The 22,341-nt window shown below is 69.1% G+C and carries 23 protein-coding genes; 11 read left to right on the forward strand and 12 right to left on the reverse strand.

Annotated features, from left to right (window positions below; all coding sequences use genetic code 11):
- Nucleotides 1-157 precede the first annotated feature (157 nt).
- Both FHS00_RS10665 and FHS00_RS10670 read left to right on the forward strand, forming a co-directional pair.
- Nucleotides 158-622, forward strand: coding sequence for a hypothetical protein (locus FHS00_RS10665; protein WP_183472918.1), 465 nt, complete (start codon nt 158-160; stop codon nt 620-622).
- Nucleotides 622-1,029: a cell division protein ZapA gene (locus FHS00_RS10670; RefSeq protein WP_183472921.1), complete on the forward strand. Its 408-nt coding sequence runs from the start codon at nt 622-624 to the stop codon at nt 1,027-1,029. Before FHS00_RS10665 ends, FHS00_RS10670 begins: the two co-directional genes overlap by 1 nt.
- Before the next feature lie 79 nt (nt 1,030-1,108).
- Here FHS00_RS10670 and FHS00_RS10675 read toward each other — a convergent pair whose 3' ends face one another.
- The 5 genes from FHS00_RS10675 to FHS00_RS10695 all read right to left on the reverse strand — a co-directional run bounded on the left by FHS00_RS10675 (nt 1,109) and on the right by FHS00_RS10695 (nt 5,937).
- Nucleotides 1,109-1,627, reverse strand: coding sequence for a GNAT family N-acetyltransferase (locus tag FHS00_RS10675; RefSeq protein ID WP_183472924.1), 519 nt, complete (start codon nt 1,625-1,627; stop codon nt 1,109-1,111).
- Nucleotides 1,628-1,754: 127 nt separating this feature from the next.
- Nucleotides 1,755-2,129 (reverse strand): Grx4 family monothiol glutaredoxin, encoded by a 375-nt coding sequence (grxD, locus tag FHS00_RS10680; protein ID WP_183472927.1) that lies wholly within the window; start codon nt 2,127-2,129, stop codon nt 1,755-1,757.
- Nucleotides 2,130-2,207: 78 nt separating this feature from the next.
- Nucleotides 2,208-2,450: a BolA/IbaG family iron-sulfur metabolism protein gene (locus FHS00_RS10685; RefSeq protein ID WP_183472930.1), complete on the reverse strand. Its 243-nt coding sequence runs from the start codon at nt 2,448-2,450 to the stop codon at nt 2,208-2,210.
- A gap of 92 nt (nt 2,451-2,542) precedes the next feature.
- On the reverse strand, nt 2,543-4,732 hold the full coding sequence (gene purL, locus FHS00_RS10690) for a phosphoribosylformylglycinamidine synthase subunit PurL (RefSeq protein ID WP_183472932.1): 2,190 nt from the start codon (nt 4,730-4,732) through the stop codon (nt 2,543-2,545).
- 299 nt (nt 4,733-5,031) lie between these two features.
- Nucleotides 5,032-5,937, reverse strand: coding sequence for a LysR family transcriptional regulator (locus FHS00_RS10695; RefSeq protein ID WP_183472935.1), 906 nt, complete (start codon nt 5,935-5,937; stop codon nt 5,032-5,034).
- Nucleotides 5,938-6,247: 310 nt separating this feature from the next.
- Here FHS00_RS10695 and FHS00_RS10700 point away from each other — a divergent pair, with 310 nt between their 5' ends.
- From FHS00_RS10700 to FHS00_RS10735, 8 genes are all read left to right on the forward strand, one after another.
- Nucleotides 6,248-7,060: a glutamate racemase gene (locus FHS00_RS10700; protein ID WP_183472937.1), complete on the forward strand. Its 813-nt coding sequence runs from the start codon at nt 6,248-6,250 to the stop codon at nt 7,058-7,060.
- A 42-nt stretch (nt 7,061-7,102) separates the two neighbouring features.
- Entirely contained in the window at nt 7,103-8,131 is a 1,029-nt protein-coding gene (argC, locus tag FHS00_RS10705) for an N-acetyl-gamma-glutamyl-phosphate reductase (protein WP_183472939.1), read from the forward strand.
- Nucleotides 8,131-8,589 (forward strand): cytochrome c maturation protein CcmE, encoded by a 459-nt coding sequence (gene ccmE, locus FHS00_RS10710; protein WP_183472941.1) that lies wholly within the window; start codon nt 8,131-8,133, stop codon nt 8,587-8,589. Before argC ends, ccmE begins: the two co-directional genes overlap by 1 nt.
- 45 nt (nt 8,590-8,634) lie before the next feature.
- Nucleotides 8,635-9,246 carry a holin-associated N-acetylmuramidase gene (locus FHS00_RS10715; protein WP_183472943.1) on the forward strand — a complete coding sequence of 204 codons (612 nt, stop codon included), beginning with the start codon at nt 8,635-8,637 and terminating at the stop codon, nt 9,244-9,246.
- Complete coding sequence (locus FHS00_RS10720) at nt 9,237-9,791, forward strand: holin family protein (RefSeq protein WP_183472944.1); 555 nt, start codon at nt 9,237-9,239, stop codon at nt 9,789-9,791. Before FHS00_RS10715 ends, FHS00_RS10720 begins: the two co-directional genes overlap by 10 nt.
- 79 nt (nt 9,792-9,870) lie before the next feature.
- Nucleotides 9,871-11,841, forward strand: coding sequence for a heme lyase CcmF/NrfE family subunit (locus FHS00_RS10725; RefSeq protein WP_183472946.1), 1,971 nt, complete (start codon nt 9,871-9,873; stop codon nt 11,839-11,841).
- Complete coding sequence (locus tag FHS00_RS10730) at nt 11,838-12,281, forward strand: cytochrome c-type biogenesis protein (protein ID WP_183472950.1); 444 nt, start codon at nt 11,838-11,840, stop codon at nt 12,279-12,281. Before FHS00_RS10725 ends, FHS00_RS10730 begins: the two co-directional genes overlap by 4 nt.
- 70 nt (nt 12,282-12,351) lie before the next feature.
- Nucleotides 12,352-13,128 carry an enoyl-CoA hydratase-related protein gene (locus FHS00_RS10735; RefSeq protein WP_183472953.1) on the forward strand — a complete coding sequence of 259 codons (777 nt, stop codon included), beginning with the start codon at nt 12,352-12,354 and terminating at the stop codon, nt 13,126-13,128.
- A gap of 4 nt (nt 13,129-13,132) precedes the next feature.
- On the opposite strand, the gene FHS00_RS10740 is transcribed toward FHS00_RS10735, so the two are convergent.
- The 3 genes from FHS00_RS10740 to gltX form a co-directional block, all read right to left on the reverse strand.
- A complete protein-coding gene (locus FHS00_RS10740; RefSeq protein ID WP_183472956.1) occupies nt 13,133-13,741 on the reverse strand; it encodes a hypothetical protein in 609 nt (202 codons plus the stop codon).
- 458 nt (nt 13,742-14,199) lie between these two features.
- Nucleotides 14,200-15,495, reverse strand: a complete 1,296-nt coding sequence (locus FHS00_RS10745; protein ID WP_183472974.1) for a citrate synthase — start codon at nt 15,493-15,495, stop codon at nt 14,200-14,202.
- A 101-nt stretch (nt 15,496-15,596) separates the two neighbouring features.
- On the reverse strand, nt 15,597-17,003 hold the full coding sequence (gene gltX, locus FHS00_RS10750; protein WP_183472977.1) for a glutamate--tRNA ligase: 1,407 nt from the start codon (nt 17,001-17,003) through the stop codon (nt 15,597-15,599).
- 92 nt (nt 17,004-17,095) lie between these two features.
- On the opposite strand from gltX, the gene FHS00_RS10755 reads away from it, so the two are divergent.
- A complete protein-coding gene (locus FHS00_RS10755) occupies nt 17,096-19,138 on the forward strand; it encodes a ComEC/Rec2 family competence protein (protein ID WP_183472979.1) in 2,043 nt (680 codons plus the stop codon).
- On the opposite strand, the gene lexA is transcribed toward FHS00_RS10755, so the two are convergent.
- From lexA to trpC, 4 genes are all read right to left on the reverse strand, one after another.
- The gene (gene lexA / locus FHS00_RS10760) at nt 19,132-19,812 is read right to left on the reverse strand and encodes a transcriptional repressor LexA (RefSeq protein ID WP_183472982.1); all 681 of its coding nucleotides are present in this window, start codon (nt 19,810-19,812) and stop codon (nt 19,132-19,134) included. The genes FHS00_RS10755 and lexA overlap by 7 nt on opposite strands.
- Before the next feature lie 69 nt (nt 19,813-19,881).
- On the reverse strand, nt 19,882-21,054 hold the full coding sequence (locus tag FHS00_RS10765) for a molybdopterin-binding protein (protein WP_183472985.1): 1,173 nt from the start codon (nt 21,052-21,054) through the stop codon (nt 19,882-19,884).
- A complete protein-coding gene (gene moaC, locus FHS00_RS10770) occupies nt 21,051-21,521 on the reverse strand; it encodes a cyclic pyranopterin monophosphate synthase MoaC (protein WP_183472988.1) in 471 nt (156 codons plus the stop codon). The genes FHS00_RS10765 and moaC overlap by 4 nt, the downstream gene beginning before the upstream one ends.
- Nucleotides 21,521-22,327 carry an indole-3-glycerol phosphate synthase TrpC gene (gene trpC / locus FHS00_RS10775; protein ID WP_183472991.1) on the reverse strand — a complete coding sequence of 269 codons (807 nt, stop codon included), beginning with the start codon at nt 22,325-22,327 and terminating at the stop codon, nt 21,521-21,523. Before trpC ends, moaC begins: the two co-directional genes overlap by 1 nt.
- Nucleotides 22,328-22,341: the final 14 nt, after the last annotated feature.

Raw genomic sequence — 22,341 nt, forward strand, 5'->3', positions numbered from 1 at the left:
CCGGAGGCGAGTTCAAGCGGGCGAACGGGGGCTTGGCCGTCGATCTGGGCGGTTTGCGGGGCGCGCAGGCGTGGTCTAGGTTTTTGCGACGCCTTGCGCGATTCGGGCGGCCGGAGCCGGTCGTCTCGGCGGCGGGGCAGGGGCAGGCAGGGGCAGCATGACCGACATTACCGACTTGGAGAGCCGCCTTTCGGCGGCGCTGGACCGGATCGCCCAAGGGCTCGACCGCATCGAGAGCGCGCCGCGCGCCGATGACGGGGAGCTCGGGGCCGCGCTCGACGCGCAGCAGCAGGCCAATGCCGAGCTCGAGGGCCGCCTCAAGGCGCTGCGCGAGGAGCAGGACAGCCGCCTGGCCGCCTTCGAAGCGCGGATCGAGGCGCAGAACGCCCAAATGGCCGATCTCGACGGCCAGCTGCAGGCGCTGCGCCGCTCCAATGCCGAGCTGCGCGAGGTCGCGAGCGAGCTGCGCGAGGCGATGGAGGCCGAGCTGGCCGACCCCGATCTGATCGACCGCGCCATGGCTGCGGAGCTGGGCGCGCTCCGGGCCGAGCGCGACGCCGAACTGGCCGAGCTGGACGCGGTGATCGCCGAATTGAAACCCCTGGTCGAGGAGCGCGAGTGATGCCGCAGGTCGAGATCACCATCGGCGGGCGGGGTTTCACCGTCGCCTGCCAGCCGGGCGAGGAGCCCTATCTGGAATCCGCGGCCAAGCTGCTCGACGAGGAAGCGACCGGCCTCGCGAACCAGGCGGGCCGGATGCCCGAGTCCAAGATGCTGCTGATGGCAGGGCTGATGCTGGCCGACCGCACCGCCGGGCTCGAGGACAAGCTGAGCCAGGCGGAGACCTATGTGCGCCAGGTCGAGCGGCGGCTGAGCCAGACCGAGGCGGCGCTGGCCAAGGCCCGGGCCGAGCCCGAAAAGGTCAGGGTCGAGGTGCCGGTGATCCCGCACGGTCTCGTCGAGATGCTGGCCGAGATGACCGCACGCGCCGAGGCTCTGGCCGAGCGGGTGGAGAAGGCCGGGGTCTGACCTCAGCCATTTGCAGCGCGGCCGTCGAAACTTCGGCGGCTGCGTTACGACCGAGGCGGCTTTGGCCGCGCTCCCGATTTCAGAGAGGCTTCACGAGGCGATGAAGCACATGGCCGAGGCCGTGTGCATTGTCCTCCTTGGTGACCCCGGTCGCAGTAAACCCCACACGCTCCCAAAACGCGCGCCCCCGTGGATTTGCCTCCAGCACGCCCACATACAGCTTGGTCGCCCCGTCCGAGCGCGCGAGCCGTTCGATCTCTGACAGGAGCGCGGTTCCGTGCCCGACCCCTTGGGCCCATGGACCGATGATCATCAGGCCTAGATAGGCATCGCTGTCCGTGGGGAAGCCGTAATGCAGCTCGGCCAGCCCCGAGAGCCGGCCGCCCAGGAACAGCCCCAGAAACCGGGAGCGATCGATGTCGCATCCCGGCGCGCCGGCGGTGAAGAATTCCTCCGCCTTTTCGTGGGCGTCCGGACGTCCTCCTTCTGCGAGGACCCAGTAGTCAGGCGCCTGCATATAAAAGGCGGCAACCTGATCCAGGTGCTCCGCGATATTCAGCGCCGTGAAGCGAACTGCGGCGCCTCGATCCTCTGTCATGCGAAGAAATCCCGTAAGCGCATTCATGCGGTCCCATCGAGCTGGCGTCTGACAACCACTCCCGACGGGGCATGAAAAAGGCCGCGCACCCGGTGGGGTGCGCGGCCCTTTCGCGTCGGTATCCGGCTCAGCCCTTGTTGGCTTCGCGGATCTTCTCGGCGGCGTCCTTGTCGAAAGCCACGCCGTTCTGCGCGAAGAGCTGGTCGAGCTCGCCCGACAGGGTCATCTCGGTGATGATGTCACAACCACCGACGAATTCGCCCTTCACGTAGAGCTGCGGGATGGTCGGCCAGTCGGAGTAGTCCTTGATGCCCTGACGGATCGCGTCGTCGGCCAGCACGTTCACGTCCTGGTACTCCACGCCCATGAAGTTCAGCACGCCCGCGACGCGGCTGGAAAAGCCGCATTGCGGCATGGTCTTGGTGCCCTTCATGAACAGCACCACGTCATTGGCGGTGACGGTCTCGCGGATCTGGGTCTGGGCGTCGGCGGTCTCGGCCATCGTCGTCTCCTGGGAATGGGGGCACCGCTGGCGCGGCGCGAAATGGGGCGGCCGCGGCGACGCGGCACAAGGTGGGGGTCAGTCGGGCGCCTTGGTGGTCAGCGCCAGCGCGTGCAGATCGCCCGAGGGGCCGTCCATCCGGCCCTTCAAAGCGGCGTAGACGGCGCGCTGCTGCTGCACCCGGTTCTTGCCGCGGAAGCTCTCGTCGATGATCTCGGCGGCGTAGTGATTGCCGTCGCCGGCAAGGTCGGTGATGGCGATCTTGGCCTCGGGAAAGGTCTCGCGGAGCAGATCCTCGATTTCCTGCGCGCTCATCGCCATGGGTCGTCCTCGCTTGCTTCGTGTCGTCTCAGATGTAGGCAGCGCCCCGGCGGCACGCAAGCCCGCCGCCGGGGCAGCCGGAGGCCGCGCGGTCAGACCGCGAGCTCGGCCTCGGCGTCGGGAATGTGCAGCGCGGTCTCGAAGGCGGTGCGATAGAGCTCCGACAGCTCCGCCAGCGGCGCGGTGGCGCCGCCGAGGCTGACCGTGGCGCCGCCGAAACGGCCGACCCGCGCCAGCGGAATGCCGGCGGAGCCCGCCGCCGCCTCGAGCGCCGCGGCGCTCTCCTCGTCGGCGGCGATCAGGTAGCGGCCCTGATCCTCGCCGAACAGCGCCGCCGTGCCTGTGACGCCGATCTCGACGCCGAGACCCGCACCCTCGGCCATCTCGAAGGCGGCCAGCGCCAGCCCGCCCTCGGAGAGGTCGGTGCAGGCGCGGATCAGCGCGTGGTTGTCACGAACGAACAGGCCATGCGCCTTCTCGGCGGCGAGATCGACGGCGGGGGCGTCGCCCTCGTCGCGGCCCGACATCTCCCACAGCAGCGCCGAACGGCCGAGATGGCCCTCGGTCGTGCCGAGGACCAACGCCACGTCGCCTTCGGCGGGCTGCGTGCCGATTGCCCGGTCGGAAGTCTCGATCAGACCGACGCCGCCGATGGTGGGCGTCGGCAGGATGCCGGTGCCGTCGGTCTCGTTGTAGAGCGAGACGTTGCCCGACACGATCGGGAAGTCGAGCGCCGCGCAGGCCTCGCCTATGCCTTTGATCGCGCCGACCAGCTGGCCCATGATCTCGGGCTTCTCGGGGTTGCCGAAGTTCAGGTTGTCGGTCGCGGCGAGCGGCTTGGCCCCCGTGGCGACCAGGTTGCGCCAGGCCTCGGCCACCGCCTGCTTGCCGCCCTCATAGGGGTTGGCCTTGACGTAGCGCGGGTTGACGTCGCTGGTGAAGGCGAGGGTCTTGTCGGTGCCGTGCACCCGCACCAGCCCCGAACCGGCGCCCGGCGCGCGCGCGGTGTCGCCCATCACCATGTGGTCGTACTGCTCCCAGACCCAGGACTTGCGGGCGTGGTTGGGCGAGCCGATCAGCGCGCGCAGACCCGCGATCGGGTCGACCTCCTCCACCGGGCCCAGCGGCGCGGCGGCCGGGGTCTCGACCCAAGGGCGGTCGTATTCCGGCGCCGTGCCCGACAGCGCCTTGAGCGGCAGGTCGGCCTTGGTCTCGCCTTCGTGGATGATCAGGAAGCGGTCCTCTGGGATCGTCTCGCCGACGATGGCGAAGTCGAGGTCCCACTTGTCGAAGATCGCCCGCGCGACGGTCTCCTTCTCGGGGCGCAGCACCATGAGCATCCGCTCCTGGCTCTCCGACAGCATCATCTCGTAGGCGGTCATCGCCTTCTCGCGGCAGGGCACGCGGTCGAGGTCGAGGCGGATGCCGAGATCGCCCTTGTCGCCCATCTCGACGGCCGAGCAGGTCAGACCGGCGGCGCCCATGTCCTGAATGGAAATCACCGCGCCCGACGCCATCAGCTCGAGGCAGGCCTCCATCAGGCGCTTCTCGGTGAAGGGATCGCCGACCTGAACGGTCGGGCGCTTCTCCTCGATCGTGTCGTCGAACTCGGCCGAGGCCATGGTCGCGCCGCCGACGCCGTCGCGCCCCGTTTTCGCGCCGAGATAGACGACGGGCATGCCGACGCCGCTCGCTGCCGAGTAGAAGATCGCATCCGCGTCGGCGAGGCCGGCGGCAAAGGCGTTGACCAGGCAGTTGCCGTTATAGCTCGGGTGGAAGCGCACCTCGCCGCCGACATTGGGCACGCCGAAGCAGTTGCCGTAGCCGCCGACGCCGGAGACCACGCCCGACACCAGGCTGCGGGTCTTGGGGTGGTCGAGGCTGCCGAAGCTCAGCGCGTTCATCGCCGCGATGGGGCGCGCGCCCATGGTGAACACGTCACGCAGGATGCCGCCGACGCCGGTCGCAGCACCCTGGTAGGGCTCGATATAGGAGGGGTGGTTGTGGCTCTCCATCTTGAAGACCACGGCCTGGCCGTCGCCGATATCGACCACGCCGGCGTTCTCGCCGGGGCCGCAGATCACCTGCGGACCGGAGGTCGGCAGCGTCCGCAGCCATTTCTTCGACGACTTGTAGGAGCAGTGCTCGTTCCACATCGCCGAGAAGATGCCGAGTTCGGTGAAGCTCGGCTCGCGGCCGATGATCTCGAGGATGCGCGCGTATTCGTCGGGCTTGAGCCCGTGCGCGGCGATGAGGTCGTCGGTGATCTGGGGGTCGGACATGCGGGCGCTCTCCTGCTGGTCGCGCGCGTCATACAATCAGCCCGCCGCAGGGGAAAGCGGGTTTCGGCCGGGCCGGTCGATGAGCCGCAGCCAGGCCATGGCCAAAAAAAAGCCGGGCACACAGGCCCGGCAAGTCCAACAGGGAGGTATGAAGCGACGCACCGTGAGGCGCCATCGGCTTCGAACGCTGAAATATATAGCGGGATGTGAACGATCAAGTTCAAAACCCCTGCCGGCGCGGCAAGGCCGCCATGCGCCCCGCGCATGGCTGAAAAAGAGGCAGATCGGTGGTCGCGTGCTTAATCCGCGCGCTGTTCGCGAAGCTTGCGGCGATGGGCGAGGACTTCTTCCTGCACGAAATCGCGGAAGGCGGCGACGCGCTTCGATTGGCGCAGCTCCTCGGGATAGGCGAGGAAGACCGGCACTTCGCCGGATTCGATGTCCGGCAGCACCCGTTCGAGCGAGGGGAAGTGGTCGGGCAGGTAGTCCGGCAGCACGCCGACGCCGAGATCGTTCAGCACCGCCTGCAGCACCCCGAAATAGTTGTTCACGGTGAGCAGCGAGGGGATGTTGTTTGTCAGCAACTCCTGCACCATCGCCGCGCCGGCCGAGACCTGCGCCGAGGACGGGTTCTGGCAGATCAGCCGGTGGTTCTCGAAATCCTCGACCCGGTCGAGCGGCCCGGCCTTGTCGAGGTAATCCTGCGTCGCATAGAGCCGCATGCGCACGTTCATGAGCCGCTTGCGGATCAGGTCGGCCTGCGACGGCTCCTTCATCCGGATCGCCACGTCGGCCTCGCGCATCGGCAGGTCGAGCACCCGCTCCTCGAGGATCAGGTCGATCTTCAGATCGGGATAGCGCTCATAGAGCTTGGGCAGGCGCGGCGCGAGCCACAGCGTACCGAAGCCGATCGGCGTGGTGATCTTGATCTCGCCGAACACCTCCTCCTCGCTGTCGCGGATGCGCGCGGCGGCGGCGTCGAGCCGCTTGGTCATCGAGCGGGTCGCCTCGAACAGAAGCTCGCCCTGCTCGGTGAGGATCAGCCCGCGCGCGTGGCGGTGGAACAGCGTGGTGTTGAGCTGTTCCTCGAGCGCGCGGATCTGCCGGCTCACCGCCGACTGGCTCAGATGCAGCGAATCGCCGGCATGGGTCAGGCTGCCCGCATCCGCCACCGCGTGGAATATCCGCAGCTTGTCCCAATCCATCGCACCGTCCTGTCATTTCGTCCTGCGTCGCGCCATCTACGACCCGACGCGGCGCTTGCAAAGCGCCCGCATTGCATTTCCGCGACCTCATCCGCGAACTCTCGCACAGCATAACGGCAAATCCCGGTTTTTGCCGATTTTTTTGCCGTTTTACGCACCGTTCCCCCGCCCTGAGGGGCCGGCGGCGGCACGCCGCGCCGCGGCGGGCCAAACCATAGATGGATTTCCCGCCCGATCCCCCTTATGTCCCGAGGAACGATGCTCCGGCGCCGACCGGGGCAAAAGACGTGGCGAAAAGCGGGGTTGCGCGATGGCGGTCGGGATCTTCGATAGTGGCTTGGGCGGGCTCACGGTGCTGGGCGCGGTCGAGCGGCGGCTGCCGGACCTGCCGCTGGTCTATTTCGGCGACAACGCCCATGCGCCCTATGGCGTGCGGACCGCCGACGACATCTTCGACCTTACCACCGCCGCCACCGAGCGCCTGTTCGACGCCGGCTGCGATCTCGTCATCCTCGCCTGCAACACCGCCTCGGCGGCCGCGCTGCGGCGCATGCAGGAGGGCTGGGTGCCCAAGGGCAAGCGGGTGCTGGGCGTGTTCGTGCCGCTGATCGAGGCGCTGACCGAGCGGCAGTGGGGCGACAACTCGCCGCCGCGCGAGGTCGGCGTGAAGCATGTCGCGCTGTTCGCCACCCCGGCCACTGTACGCTCGCGCGCCTTCCAGCGCGAGCTGGCCTTCCGCGCCATCGGCGTCGATGTCGAGGCGCAGGCCTGCGGCGGCGTGGTCGACGCGATCGAGGAGGGCGACATGATCCTCGCCGAGGCGCTGGTGCGCAGCCATGTCGACGCGCTCAAGCGCAAGATGCCCGAGCCCGACGCCGCGGTGCTGGGCTGCACCCATTACCCGCTGATGGAAGAGATCTTCCAGGACGCGCTGGGCCCGCAGGTCAAGGTGTTCAGCCAGGCCAGCCTGGTCGCCGAGAGCCTCGCGGACTACCTGCAGCGCCGCCCCGAGATGATCGGTTCGGGCACCGAGAGCCTGTTCCTGACCACCGGCAACCCCAAGGCCGTCTCGAACCGCGCCACGCAGTTCCTGCGCCGCAAGATCGAGTTCACCCCGGCCTGAACCGGACGCCGTGACCGCCGCCTTTCCGACGAGGAGCCAGACATGACCCATTCCGCCGCCATCCTCGGGGCTTCCGGATATACCGGGGCCGAGCTGGTCCGCCTGATCGCCACCCATCCGGGGCTGGAGATCGCCGCGCTGTCTGGCGATCGCAAGGCCGGCATGGCGATGGGCGAGGTCTTTCCGCATCTCGGCCATCTGGATCTGCCGAAGCTCTGCACCATCGACGAGATCGACTTCTCCGCCATCGACATCGCCTTCTGCGCGCTGCCGCACGCGATGAGCCAGGCGGTGATCGCGGAGCTGCCCAAGGATCTGAAGATCGTCGACCTCTCGGCCGATTTCCGGCTGCGGAACGACGGCGAATACGAGAAGTGGTACGGCAAGCCGCACGCCGCGATGGATCTGCAGGCCGAGGCCGTCTACGGCCTGACCGAGTTCTACCGCGAAGAGATCCGCGATGCCCGCCTCGTCGCCGGGACCGGCTGCAACGCCGCCACCGTGCAGTTCGCGCTGCGGCCGCTCATCGAGAAGAGCCTGATCGACCTCGACGACATCGTCTGCGACCTCAAGAACGGCGTCTCGGGGGCGGGTCGCTCGCTCAAGGAGAACATGCTCTTCGCGGAACGCTCCGAGGACGTGCTGGCCTATTCGGCCGGCGGCACGCACCGGCATCTGGGCGAGTTCGACCAGGAGTTCAGCCAGATCGCCGGGCGCGACGTGCGCATCCTCTTCACCCCGCATCTCGTGCCGGTGAACCGCGGCATCCTTGCCTCCTGCTACGTGAAGGGCGACCCGCAGGCGGTGCACGAGGCGCTGCAGACGCGCTATGCCAGCGAGCCCTTCCTGCGGGTGCTGCCCTTCGGCAAGCTGCCGGGGATGAGCCACGTGCAGGGCTCGAATTTCTGCCATCTGGGCGTGGCGGGCGACCGGGTGTCGGGCCGCACGCTGGTGGTCTCGACCCTCGACAACCTGTGCAAGGGCTCCTCGGGCCAGGCGTTGCAGAACGCCAACCTGATGCTGGGCCTGCCCGAGACCGAGGGGCTGATGCTCGCCCCGGTCTTTCCCTGATGCGCGGCCTCAAGAAGACCCGCCGCATCCAGGTGCTGGCGCTGGCGGCGGTGGCGCTGGTGCTGGCCACCGGGATCATCGGCTTCGCGATGCGCGACGGGATCAACTTCTTCCGCTCGCCGGCGCAGCTTCTGGCCGAGCCGCCGGGCCCCGAGGAGGTGTTCCGCCTCGGCGGGCTGGTCGAGGAGGGCACGCTCAAGCGCGGGCAGGGCGAGACGGTGACCTTCTCGGTCACCGATGGCGCGGCCTCGGTGCCGGTCGCCTATACCGGCATCCTGCCCGACCTCTTCGAGGAGGGGCAGGGCATGGTCGGCCAGGGCCGCTGGACCGGCGAGCGCTTCGAGGCAATCGAGATCCTCGCCAAGCATGACGAGAGCTACATGCCCAAGGAAGTGATCGACGCGCTGGAGGAGCAGGGCGTCTACAAGGCACCGGACGCAGCCGCACCGTCGAATTAACCTTGCCGCGGCATTCTCCCGTCCGGGGTCACGGAAGGGGGCGGAATGAAAAGCGTGGAAGAGATCGCGGCGGAGATCGTCGCGCGCGAAGGCGGCTATATCGACGATCCGGATGATCCGGGCGGCGCCACGAAACATGGCGTGACCATCGGCACGCTGCGGCGTCTCGGCATGGATCTCGACGGCGACGGCGTCGTCACCAAGGCCGATCTGAAACTCCTCTCGCCCGGTCAGGCCGCCGGGATCTTCGTGGAGCATTACTATCGCCGCCCGCGCATCGACGCGCTGCCCGCGAGCCTGCAGCCATCGGTCTTCGACATGTATGTCAATTCCGGCGCCAACGCGGTGAAGATCCTGCAGCGCCTGCTGGTGGCGATGCGCATCCCGGTAGCGATCGACGGCATCATCGGCCCCCAGACCATCGCCGCCGCGCGGCAGGCCCATGCCGCCGCGCCCGAACATCTGGCAGACGCCTACGGCATCGCCCGGCGCAACTACTACTACGCCCTGGCCGACCGCCGCCCGGCGAGCCGCAAGTTCGCGCGGCGGCGTGACGGCGGCAAGGGCGGCTGGATCAGGCGGGCCGAGGAATTCATATCGCCGCGCCACCATCTGAGCGCGGCACAGCATCGGGCGAGGGTCTCGGCATGGGGATGAACACCGGACTGATCGGGGGGGGCGCCTCGACCCTGTTCGGCGCGTGGCGCAACATGGTGGTCGAAACGGTCGAGGCTTTCCGCGAGAATGTCGAGGGACGCGCGGCGCGCGATGCCGATCACCGGGCCGACGTGCTGTCGCAATTCGCCGCCGAGATGGTGCGCGAGCGGCGCGGCGGCTGGGACCGCTTCATCGACGGGCTCAACCGGCTGCCTCGCCCGCTGATGGCCTTCGGCACGCTCGGCCTGATCGTGGCGGCGATGACCGACCCGGCATGGTTCGCGGCGCGCATGGAGGGGCTGGCGCTGGTGCCCGAGCCGCTGTGGTGGCTGATGGGGGCGATCGTCAGCTTCTATTTCGGCGCGCGGATGCAGGCGCATGGGCAGGGCTTCGAGCGCGAGATGCTGGTGGCGCTGGCCCGGATGCGGGCGCGCGTGCCCGAGCCCGACCCCGCGGTTCCGAAAGGCGCGGCGCGCGGTCAGAGCAGTGGCGGGCCGGTCTGGCCCAACGCCGCGCTCGAGGACTGGCAGCGCACGCGAGGGTGATCGCCCGAGAGGGGCCGCGACGATCTGCCAGCGCGCTGCGCCATGGCCCGGTGCGCGCGGATCGGTTAGAACTTGGGCCATGCTGATCGAACTTGGACATTTCGCGCTGATTCTGGCCTTCGTCACCGCCATCGTGCAGATGGTGGTGCCGCTGATCGGGGCGCAGAAGAACTGGCGCGGCTGGATGGCCGTGGCCGAGCCCGCCGCCACCGCACAGTTCCTGCTCACCGGCTTCGCCTTCGCGGCGCTGACGGCGGCCTTCGTCACCTCGGACTTCTCGGTGGCGCTGGTGGTGGCGAACTCGCACTCCCTGAAGCCGATGCTCTACAAGGTCAGCGGCGTCTGGGGGAACCACGAGGGGTCGCTGCTCCTGTGGCTCCTGATCCTCGCGGGCTTCGGCGCCTGCGCGGCCTGGTTCGGCGGCGACCTGCCCGAGAAGCTGCGCGCCCGCGTATTGGCGGTGCAGGCCTCGATCGGCGTGGCCTTCTACGCCTTTCTGCTCTTCACCTCGAACCCGTTCCTGCGGGTCGCGGTGCCGCCCTTCGACGGGCAGGATCTGAACCCGCTGTTGCAGGATCCGGGCCTCGCCTTCCACCCGCCGTTTCTCTACCTCGGCTATGTCGGGCTCTCGATGTCCTTCTCCTTCGCGGTCGCGGCACTGATCGAGGGGCGCGTCGACGCCGCCTGGGCGCGCTGGGTCCGGCCCTGGACGCTGGCGGCCTGGCTGTTCCTGACCATCGGCATCGCGCTGGGCTCCTGGTGGGCCTATTATGAGCTGGGCTGGGGCGGCTTCTGGTTCTGGGACCCGGTCGAGAATGCGAGCTTCATGCCGTGGCTCTTTGCCGCCGCGCTGCTGCACTCGGCGATCGTCACCGAGAAGCGCGAGGCGCTGAAGAGCTGGACCGTGCTGCTCGCCATCCTCGCCTTCAGCTTCTCGCTCTTGGGCACATTCATCGTCCGCTCGGGCGTGCTGACCAGCGTGCACGCCTTTGCAAACGACCCCGAGCGCGGGGTGTTCATCCTCGCCATTCTCGCCGTCTTCACCGGCGGCGCGTTGACGCTCTACGCGGCGCGCGCCCATGCGATGCAGGCCAAGGGCGTGTTCGGGCTGGTCAGCCGCGAGAGCGCGCTGGTGGCCAACAACGTGCTGCTCGCGGTCTCGGCGCTGGTGGTCTTCGTCGGCACCGTTTGGCCACTGGTGGCCGAGATGGCCTTCGGCCGCGTGCTTTCGGTCGGCCCGCCCTTCTTCGACGCCGCCTTCACGCCGTTCTTCGTGGCGCTGGCGCTGCTGCTGCCGCTGGGCACGCTGATGGCTTGGAAGCGGTCCCAGGGTGGCCGGCTGATGCGCCAGCTGATGCCGGCGCTGGCGCTGGCGGCGGCGTTGCTGCTGCTGGGCTACGCGCTGGGATCGGGTCGTTCGGCCTTCGGCCCGCTCGGGCTGGCGCTAGGCGGTTGGGTGCTGGGCGGGGCTATGGTCGATCTCTGGGCCCGCGCGGGGCGCGGCGCCGTCGCGGCGCGGCTCGGCCGGATGCGCCGGCTGCCGCGGGCCGATTGGGGCCGGGCCCTGGCGCATGGCGGCCTCGGCGTCACCATCATCGGGATCAGTGGCCTGCTGGCCTGGCAGCGCGAGGACATCCGCGTGGCCGAGATCGGCGACAGCTGGACGCTCGGTCGCTACGAGATCACGCTGCAGGCGGTGCGCGAGACCGAGGGGCCGAACTACCTCACCACCATGGCCGAGATGAGTGTGCAGGCGAATGGCCGCGAGGTCGCCACGCTCTACCCCGAGAAGCGGTTCTACCCGGTGGCCGGGATGCCGACCACCGAGGCGGGAATCGATGGCGGGCTGTGGCGCGACGTCTATCTGGTGATCGGCGATCCGCAGGACGGCGGCGGCTGGGCCGTGCGCAGCCATCTCAAGCCGATGGCGGCCTGGATCTGGCTCGGCGGCATCCTGATGGCGCTGGGCGGGGTGGTCTCGCTCACCGATCGCAGGATGCGGGTGGCGGCCGGCGCGCGCCGCGCCCCGGCGCCTGTGGCGGCGGAATGAAGCGGCTGGCGCTCATCCTCGCGCTGATCGCGGCGCCTGCCTTCGCGGTCGAGCCGGACGAGGTGCTCGACGATCCGGCGCTCGAGGCCCGGGCGCGCGATATCAGCGCCGGGCTGCGCTGCCCGGTCTGCCGCAACGAGAGCATCGACGAGAGCAATGCGGGCGTCAGCCGCGACCTGCGGCTCTATGTCCGCGAGCGGCTGCTGGCGGGCGACAGCGACACGGAAGTGGTGCGCGCCGTGGTCGACCGCTACGGCGAATACGTGCTGCTCAAGCCCGACACCTCGGGCGCCAACCTGATCCTGTGGCTGGCCGCGCCCGCGCTGCTGGTGCTCGCTGGTGGCGTCGCCTTCATCTCGATCCGGCGCCGGGCCTCCGGACCCGAGGACCGGCTGTCGGAGGAGGAAGAGGCGCGGCTGCGGGACCTGCTCGACCGCTGACGCTTGGTTCCCCCTTTCGCGATGCGCCGCGCGCTGTAGGCTCGGCCGCAACCTTGGGGGGAGAGCTTGCATGGACTACCAGACGATCAGCTTGACGGTGGAGGAGGGCGTGGCGGTGCTGACGCTCGACCGGCCATCGGTGATGAACGCGCTCAACACCCAGATGCGGGCCGAAATCACCCACGCGCTGCGCAATCTCGACGCCGCCGCGCGGGTGTTGGTGATCACCGGGGCCGGACGGGCTTTCTGCTCGGGCCAGGATCTCGGCGATGCGGGCAGCGCCAACGCCACCGATCTCGAGCGGGTGCTGCGCGACGAATACGTGCCGATGCTGCTGGCCCTGCGCGACCTCGAAGTGCCCAGCATCGCCGCCGTGGGTGGCGCGGCGGCGGGCGCGGGCGCCAACCTGGCGCTGGCCTGCGACGTGGTGATCGCCTCGGAAGAGGCACATTTCACCCAGGCCTTCACCCGGATCGGCCTGATCCCCGATGCCGGCGGTACCTGGACCCTGCCGCGCCAGATCGGCAACGCGCGGGCGATGGGGGCGATGCTCTTCGCCGATCGCATCCCGGCCCGTCAGGCGGCCGATTGGGGAATGATCTACGAAGCCGCGCCGGAGGCCGATTTCGAGGAGCGCTGGCGCGCCCGCGCGGCGCAGCTGGCGCAGGGGCCGACGCTGGCCTACCGGCAGCTACGCGCAGCGATGCGCGACAGCGCCGAGAGCGGTTTCGAAGCGCAGCTCGCGCGCGAAGCGCAGCTGCAAGGCATCTGCGGCCGCAGCCGCGACTTCAAGGAAGGGGTCGTGGCCTTCGTGGAAAAACGCGCCCCGCGTTTCGAGGGGCGCTAGGCCTTCAGGCCGCGTCGCCCATCTGGGCGGCGCGCCGGCCCATCAGCGGCAGGATCTGCTCGAACACCCCACCGAAGACCGAGCCATCCGTGGCGCCGGCATCGCGCGTCTGGCGGGCCGGGCGGCCGGGCAGGCGACCCTCGATGACGAGGCCGTGGCCGGAGGCCCGGTTCGCCGCCGTCGGCACCAGATGCAGCGCGAAATCGCGGCCGGCGAGATCGTCGATCGTCAGGCACAGGCTGTCATGCGCCAGCTGCAGCGCCGTGGCGCGGGGCGCGGGCATGCCGTGCCGCGTGTCACGCTCGAAGCGCACGCCGCAATCATAGCCGCGCGCATCGTCGCCTGCCGCCCGCACCCGGCCGGAGGAGACGTTGCGACCGCGCAGCCGGGGGCCGTCCATGTGCAGGCCGCCCAGGATCTCGTGATCGGCGAAATCGAAGACCAGCGCCCCGAGGCCGAGGCCGTGGCCCGCCTCGTCGTCGATCCGGATATCGATGGTGATGGCGCCATCCGCGGTCTCGTGCAGCGCCAGACGCACCGGGACATCCCGACCGAAGCTTGCTTCGGCGCTTTCGGGGCTGGGGGTGAACCGCACTTCGATATGAGCCGACATGACAGACATCCTTTCGCTCGAACCTGAGAACCGCACTCGTCGATCTGACTGCATCCTGTATTGCAGCAGATTGGGGCGCCGGGGTGGCAGGCGGTCCGACTTCCGGTGAAATAGCCTATTTCTTCAATGACTTAGCCTAACGGATAGGTCTCTTTGGTTGAGGTGACCTATACGAAAGAATTGAAGCATTAGATTTACTGAATAAATGCCGCTCTCTTTTGAGACAGGAATTTTCCCTTACCTATCCGATCGGTTAGGCGCGCCTTTGGACAATGCGCGGCTCTTGAGGGGATTGGTTCCTCGGGCCGAGGCGCGGCACGATTGCGCGTCGAATGCGGCGAAATCTGGGCGGTCGGCGCGGTCAAATGACGCCGACTCGCGGTCCTCGCCCACGAAAAAAGGGCCCGGCATCGCTGCCGGGCCCTTCGCGCCCCTGAGGGGGCCGAGACGCGCTGAGATCAGCGGTTCTCGATATCGACATAATCGCGCTGTGTGGCGCCCAGATAGAGCTGGCGCGGACGGCCGATCTTGAGCTGCGGATCGGCGAGCTGCTCCTTCCACTGCGACACCCAGCCGACGGTGCGCGCGAGCGCGAAGATCGGCGTGAACATCGAGGTCGGGAAGCCCATCGCGTCGAGGATGATGCCCGAATAGAAATCGACGTTCGGGTAGAGCTTCTTCTCGGCGAAGTAGGGATCCTCCAGCGCCACGCGCTCGAGCTCCTTGGCGACCTGCAGCGTCGGGTTGTTCTCGATGCCCAACAGTTCGAGCACCTCGTCGGCGCTCTCCTTCATCACCTTCGCGCGCGGGTCGAAGTTCTTGTAGACCCGGTGGCCGAAGCCCATCAGGCGGAACGGGTCGTTCTTGTCCTTCGCGCGGGCGATGAACTCGGGGATCCGGTCCGGGGTGCCGATCTCGCGCAGCATCTCGAGGCAGGCCTGGTTGGCGCCGCCATGGGCGGGGCCCCAGAGGCAGGCGATGCCGGCGGCGATGCAGGCAAAGGGGTTGGCGCCCGACGACGAGGCGAGACGCACGGTCGAGGTCGAGGCGTTCTGCTCGTGATCGGCGTGCAGGGTGAAGATCCGGTCCATCGCGCGGGCGAGGATCGGGTTCACCTCGTATTCCTCGGCCGGGACCGAGAAGCACATGCGCAGGAAGTTCGACGCGTAGTCGAGATCGTTGCGCGGATACACGAAGGGCTGGCCGATCGAGTACTTGTAGGCCATCGCCGCGATCGTCGGCATCTTGGCGATCAGGCGGATCGAGGCGACCTCGCGCTGGTGCTCGTCATTGATGTCGGTGCTGTCGTGGTAGAAGGCCGACATCGCGCCGACCACGCCGACCATGGTGGCCATCGGATGCGCGTCGCGGCGGAAGCCGCGGAAGAAGTTGTGCATCTGCTCGTGGATCATGGTGTGACGCGTCACCAGCGTCTCGAACTCCTCGAGCTGCGCGGCCGAGGGCAGCTCGCCGTAGAGCAGCAGGTAGCAGACCTCGAGGTAATGCGAATCCTTGGCGAGCTGGTCGATCGGGTAGCCGCGATGCAGCAGCACGCCGGCTTCGCCGTCGATATACGTGATCGTGGAGTCGCAGGCCGCGGTCGAGGTGAAGCCCGGGTCATAGGTAAAGACACCCGCCTGCGCATAGAGCTTGCGGATGTCGATCACCTCGGGTCCGCCGGTCGGGGCGTACATCGCCAGATCGTAGCTTTCGCCGTCGATGGTCAGCTTTGCGGTCTTGGTCGTCTCGGCCATACAGGTCCCCTTCATGTTCCCGCCGCCGCCCTAGGCGACGCGCGACTCTGATCTCTCGATGCCGCGGTGCAACATAGCGGATGGTGTCTGACCGGCCAGTATCAGGCGGCCGCGTCCTCGATCCGCGCCACGCTTTCGTCGCGGCCGAGCACCAGCATCATGTCGAATACGCTGGGGCTGACCATGCGCCCCGCCAGAGCCGCGCGCAGCGGCCCTGCCAATTTGCCCAGGCCAAGACCATGCGTCTCGGCCAGAGCGGTCACGACCCCCTCCAGCGCGTCCCGCTCCCAGCTAGCAGTTTGCAGCTGCGGCGTCAATTCTGCCAGTATACCACGGGATACATCGTCGAGGCTCTTGGCCGATTTCTCGTCCGGGACGATCGGGCGCTCCGTCAGAACAAAATGCGCTTTTTCAATGAGTTCCGGGAAGATCTTCGCGCGATCCTTGAGGTGAGGCATCGCCTTGAGCAGCCCCTCGCGCTGACCTTCGGTCAGGGGCAGCTGCCCGGTCGCGGCGAGAAATGCCTCAAGTTCATGCAGCAGCGCGGCATCGTCGGAGATGGCGATGTGCTGGCGGCAAAGATTCTCCAGCTTCTTGGTGTCGAAGCGGGCGGGCGACTTGCCGATGCCCTTCAGGTCGAACCACTCGCGCGCCTCGGCATCGGTAAAGAACTCGGCGTCGCCGTGGCTCCAGCCCAGCCGGGTGAGGTAGTTGCGCATGCCGGCCGAGGGGTAGCCCATCTGCTGGTACTCCGCCGCCCCGGTCGCGCCATGGCGCTTGGACAGCTTCTTGCCATCGGGACCGAAGATCAGCGGCACATGCGCGAAGACCGGAAGCTCCCAACCCATGGCGCGATAGATGAGCGCCTGACGATGGGCGTTGGTCATGTGGTCGTCGCCGCGGATCACGTGGGTCACGCCCATGTCGTGATCGTCGACCACGACGGCCAGCATGTAGACCGGCGAGCCGTCCGAGCGGAGCAGCACCATGTCGTCGAGCTGGTCGTTGCCAATGGTGATCTCGCCCTGCACCTCGTCGTGGATCGTGCTCGCGCCCTCGCGCGGGGCCTTGAGGCGGATGACGAAGGGCGCGTCGTCGGGGTAGTCGGCCTCGCTCGCGTCGCGCCAAGGCGAGCGGTAGAGCGTCGAGCCGCCCAGCGCGCGTGCCTCCTCGCGGAAGGCCTCAATCTCGGCCTGCGTCGCAAAGCATTTGTAGGCGGTGCCATCGGCCAGCATCTGGCGGGCCACCTCGGCGTGGCGCTCGGCCCGGGCAGCCTGGCTGATCGGCTCACCGTCCCAGTCGAGGCCGAGCCAGCTAAGCCCGTCGAGGATCGCGCGGGTGTTCTCGTCGGTCGACCGGGCGCGGTCGGTATCCTCGATCCGGAGAAGGAACTTGCCGCTGCGGCCGCGGGCATAGAGCCAGTTGAACAGCGCGGTGCGGGCGCCGCCGATATGCAGCGCGCCGGTGGGCGAAGGGGCGAAGCGGGTGACGACCGGGGTCTGGGACATGCGGGGGGTATTTACCTTTCGCTAACCATGCGGCGCGCAGCCTTGTTGGCATGGGGGATACTCAGGTCGGGGCTCGGAAACAAGCGTGGGCCATGGGCGCGGCCCCGGCGCCCGGTCCCCGGATCGAGGCGGCGCTGGCGCGGCAGAGGGCCTATCTGGCCTGCTGGACGCCGGTTTGCCTCGGTGCCGGCATCGGGATCTGGTTCGCCCTGTCGCGCGAGCCGGGTGCCGCCATCTATGGCGGTGTGGCCGGACTGGCGGCGCTCTGCCTAGCCCTGCGGATGCTTTCGCGCGGACTGGCAGGGCGTGTACTCGCCATGGCGCTGCTCCTCATCTGCGTGGGCTTCCTGCTTGCTGGTGCGCGGGCGAACAGCCTTTCCGCGCCGGTGCTGGGGTACCGCTATTACGGGCCGATCGAGGGACGGATCGTCGATGTCGACCGCTCGCAGAGCGACCGGCTCCGGATCACACTAGACCGGCTCCGGCTCGAGGATGTGCGCGGGGTCCCGCATCGCGCCCGGCTGTCGCTGCATGGCAACCACCTTGCCCCGCTGGCCCCGGGCACGCGGGTGATGACCACCGGGCATCTGTCGCCGCCGCCGGGGCCGGCCGAGCCGGGCGGCTTCGATTTCCGCCGCCACGCCTGGTTTCTCGGGCTGGGCGCGGTGGGCTATTCCCGGGTGCCGCTGCTGCTGGCCTCCGATGCGCCGGCCAAGGGGGCATGGCTCGCCCGGCTCAGGGTCCGGCTCAGCGCGGCGATCCGGTCGCGGATCGGGGGCGAGGCGGGGGGCTTCGCGGCGGCGGTGAGCACCGGTGACAGGTCCGGGCTGGGCCGCGCCGCCAATGACGCGATGCGCGAGGCCAATCTCTATCACCTCGTTTCGATCTCGGGGATGCACATGGCGATGCTGGCGGGCTTGGTGTTCTGGCTGGTGCGGGCCGGGGTCGCTGCGCTGCCGCCGCTCGCGCTGAGGCTCAATGGGCGCAAGGTGGCCGCGGCCATGGCACTGCCCGCCGCGGCCTTCTACCTCGCCCTCGCGGGCCGCGACGTGGCGACCGAGCGGGCCTTCATCATGGTCGCGGTCAGCCTGGGGTCGGTGCTGGCGGACCGCCGGGCCCTGAGCCTGAGAGGGTTGGCGATCGCGGCGCTGATCGTGCTCGGGCTGCGGCCCGAGACCCTGCTGAACCCCGGCTTCCAGATGTCATTTGCCGCTGTTCTGGCGCTGGTCGTCGCGATGGGGCGGCTACCTTCCGCCTGGCACCGTCCACGTGGGCTGGCGCGGCTCTGGATGCCGGTGGCGCTGTTGTCGCTGACCTCGCTGGTGGCGGGCAGCGCCACCGCGCCCTTCGCCGCCGCGCATTTCAACCGCGTGGCGCATTACGGCCTGCTGGCCAATCTCCTCGCCGTGCCGGCGATGGGCGGGCTGGTGATGCCGGGGGCGGTGATCCTCGCCGTGACGGGACCGCTCGGGCTCGACCAGCCGGCGGTCTGGATGATCGACTGGGGCTCGCGCTGGATCTTGTGGGTGAGCGCGCGGATCGCCGAATTCGACGGCGCCAGCTCGGCGGTGATCGCCCCGCCGGGGGCCGTCGTGGCGCTGGTGGCGTTCGGTGGGCTATGGGGCACGCTGTGGCAGGGGCGGGGACGGGTGGCGGCGCTGCTGCCGCTGGCACTGGCCGCCGGGCTGTGGGCGCGGGCGGAGCGGCCCGACCTGCTGATCAGCGACAGCGGCGCGCTGCTCGGGCTGATGACGCCGGAGGGGCGAGCGCTGTCGAAGCCGACGGGCGACGGTTTCGCGGCCGGGGTCTGGCTGGAAAACGACGGTGACGGGCGCAGCCAGTCCGAGGCGCATGACCCGCGCGCATTGCCCCGCCATGACCGGCTATTGCGGATAAGCTTTCAAGGGACCGAGATCGTGCAGGTCACGGGAAGGACGGCCTTGGCAAAGCTCCAAGGCTGCGGCGGCGCCGACATACTGATCACCAACCAGCCCGATCCAGCCCCGCGCCCCTGCCTGCGCTTCGATGCCACGCGGCTGCGCGACACCGGTGCGATCGCCCTGTGGCGCGGCCCGGACGGCCCCCGGATCGAGACCGTGGCCGAACGGGCCGGGCGCAGGCTCTGGACTCAGTAGTTGCGGATCAGCCCGACGAGGCGGCCCTGCACGCGCACCTGATCATCGCTGTAGATGCGGGTTTCATAGGCCGGGTTGGCGGCTTCGAGCGCGATGCGCCGACCGTTGCGGCGGAACCGCTTGAGCGTCGCTTCCTGATCCTCGATCAGCGCGACGACGATGTCGCCATTGTCGGCCGAGGCGGTCTCGCGGATCACCACGAGGTCGCCATCGTTGATGCCGGCCTGGATCATCGAATCGCCGTGCACCTCGAGCGCGTAATGGTTGCCCTGTCCCAGCATCGAGCCGGGAACCGCGACCTCGTGGCTGATCTCGCTGATCGCGGAGATCGGCACACCGGCGGCGATCCTGCCCATCACCGGAAGGTTCATCGCCATCGCCGCGATTTCGGGCGGCATGTCCGATGGCTTCGGATCGGCCTCAGTCGAGAGCCCTTCGGCGGCGAAGCGGTTCTCCATCGCCTCGGGCAGCTTGATGATTTCCAGCGCGCGGGCGCGGTGGGCGAGCCGGCGGATGAAGCCGCGCTCCTCGAGCGCGGTGATCAGCCGGTGGATGCCCGATTTAGAGCGCAGGTCGAGCGCGTCCTTCATCTCGTCGAAGGAGGGCGGAACGCCGTCGGCCTTGATCCGCCGGTGGATGAATTCCAGCAGGTCGGACTGTTTGCGGGTCAGCATGGTTGCCCCTTTTTGCGCGCGGACGGTTGGGGCTCCGTTCTATGCACGTTCCCGTTTTGTGTCAAGCCCTCACAGCGCGATCACTTCCACCACGTCACCCGTATCGCGGGCAGGGTCGTGCGGCGGCTGCACGATCAGGCAGTCCGCATCCGACAGCACCGACAGAAGCGAGCTGTCCTGCTTGGAGAAGGCGGTCACGCCGTCCGGCCCGGTCGCGGCACGCAGGTAGTGCTCGCGGGGGCCGTTCGCCGCCAGCGGCGCGGCCAACCGGGCGCGGTGGCGCGGCGCCGGGGCAGGGGGCAGGCCTGAAAGCGCCCTAATTAGTGGAACGAGAAAGACATGCGCGCAGACCATCGAGGAGACCGGGTTGCCCGGCAGCCCGAGAAGCAGCGCATCGCCGAAACGCCCGGCCATCAGCGGCTTGCCCGGGCGGATCGCCACCTTCCAGAAGGCCCGCTCCATCCCGGCCTCCGAGGCGGCCTCGCCGACGAGGTCGTGATCGCCGACCGACGCGCCGCCGATGGTCACCACGATATCGGCGCCGCGCGCCAGCTCGAACGCCTGCGCCAGCGCGGCCATGCTGTCGCCGGCGATCGGCAGCAGCCGCGGCGCGCCGCCGGCCTGTGCCACGATGCCGTGCAGCCCGTAGGCGTTCGATGCGATGATCTGGTCGGCGCGCGGTGCGCCGCCCGGCGCCACCAGCTCGTCGCCCGTGGCGATGATCGCCACTTCGGGCCAACGCGAGACGGTGAGCCTGTCGGCGTTCATCGACGCGGCCAACGCTATGTCGGCGGGCCGCAACAGGCGCGGCGCCGACAAGGCGTCGCCGGCGCGGAAATCGACACCGGCGGCGCGGATGTTGCGGTTCTCGGAGATGCCGGGCGACAGCGTCACCTCGTCGCCGTCGCGCGTCGTGTCCTCCTGGATCACGACGCGGTCCGCGCCCGCAGGCACCGGAGCGCCAGTAAAGATGCGCACCGTCTCGCCCGGCCCGACGCGGCCGGCAAAGCCATGCCCGGCCGCTGCCTCGCCGATCACCGTCAGCCGCGCGCCGGGCGCGCAGTCGGCGTCGCGGATGGCATAGCCGTCCATCGCCGAGGCCGCGAAGGGCGGCTGGTCGCGCGTCGCGATCACCGGAGCGCGCAGCACGCGGCCCGAGGCGGCGGTCAGACCGACCTCCTGCGTGTCGAGCGGCGTGACGAGGGCAAAGAGCCGGTCGAGGGCCTCGGAGACGGGGATCACGCCTGCCAGCGTCCCGACTTGCCGCCCTCCTTGAGGGTCAGGCGGACGCCGCCGATGACCATGTCCTTCTGCGCGGCCTTGAGCATGTCGTAGATCGTCAGACCGGCCACGGAAACCGCCGTCAGCGCCTCCATCTCGACGCCGGTGCGGCCGGTGGTGCGCACCGTCGCGGTGATCCGCACGCCCGGCAGGGCCTCGTCGGCCTCGAGGTCGAGCGTCACCTTCGACAGTGGCAGCGGGTGGCATAGCGGAATCAGGTCGGCCGTCCGCTTGGCGGCCATGATCCCGGCCAGCCGGGCGGTGCCCAGCACGTCGCCCTTGCCGGCGCGGCCCGCCTGCACGAGGGCGAGCGTCTCGGCGGTCATGGTCACGTGACCCTCGGCCACCGCCATGCGGTCGGTGACCGACTTGTCGGTGACATCGACCATGTGGGCGCGGCCGGCGGCGTCGAAATGCGTGAGCGGCATCAGGCCCCCGGCGCGGTCAGCGGGCTCGCCAAAAGGCTGCGCGTCGCCGCGGTCACGTCGTCCTGCCGCATCAGGCTTTCGCCGATCAGGAAGCTGCGCACGCCGTAGCGCGCCATCTCGGCGAGATCGGCCGGCGTCGACAGCCCGCTCTCGCCGACGATCATCCGGTCGACCGGCACGTGCTTGGCCAGTTTGCGGGTCACGTCGAGCGAGGTCTCGAAGGTCTGCAGGTTGCGGTTGTTGATGCCGATCATCCGCGACGACAGCTCGGCCGCGCGGTCGAGCTCGGCGCGGTCATGCACCTCGATCAGCGCGTCCATGCCCCAGCGCGTCGCCGCGTCCTCGAGCTCGCGCGCCTGCGCGTCCGACACGCTCGCCATGATGATCAGGATGCAGTCGGCGCCCAGCGAGCGGCTCTCGGCCACCTGCCACGGATCATAGAGGAAATCCTTGCGCAGCACCGGCAGCGAGGTCGCCTCGCGCGCCTGCACGAGAAACTCGTCCGCGCCCTGGAAGGAGGGTCCGTCGGTCAGCACCGAGAGACAGGCCGCACCGCCGGCCTCGTAGGCGGCGGCAAGCGCGGGCGGGTCGAAATCGGCGCGGATCAGCCCCTTGGAGGGGCTGGCCTTCTTCACTTCGGCGATCAGGCCGTAGCCCTCGCGCGCGGCCTCGGCCAGCCGGTCGGCGAAGCCGCGCGGTGCCGGCGCCTGGGCGGCGCGTGCCTCGATATCGGCGAGCGGCAGCGCGGCCTTGCGCTGCGCCACCTCCTCGAGCTTGTAGGCCTTGATCTTGTCGAGAATGTCCATGTCGTCGTTCTACC

Source organism: Limimaricola variabilis, from assembly GCF_014195545.1.
Classification (GTDB): Bacteria; Pseudomonadota; Alphaproteobacteria; order Rhodobacterales; family Rhodobacteraceae; genus Limimaricola; species Limimaricola variabilis.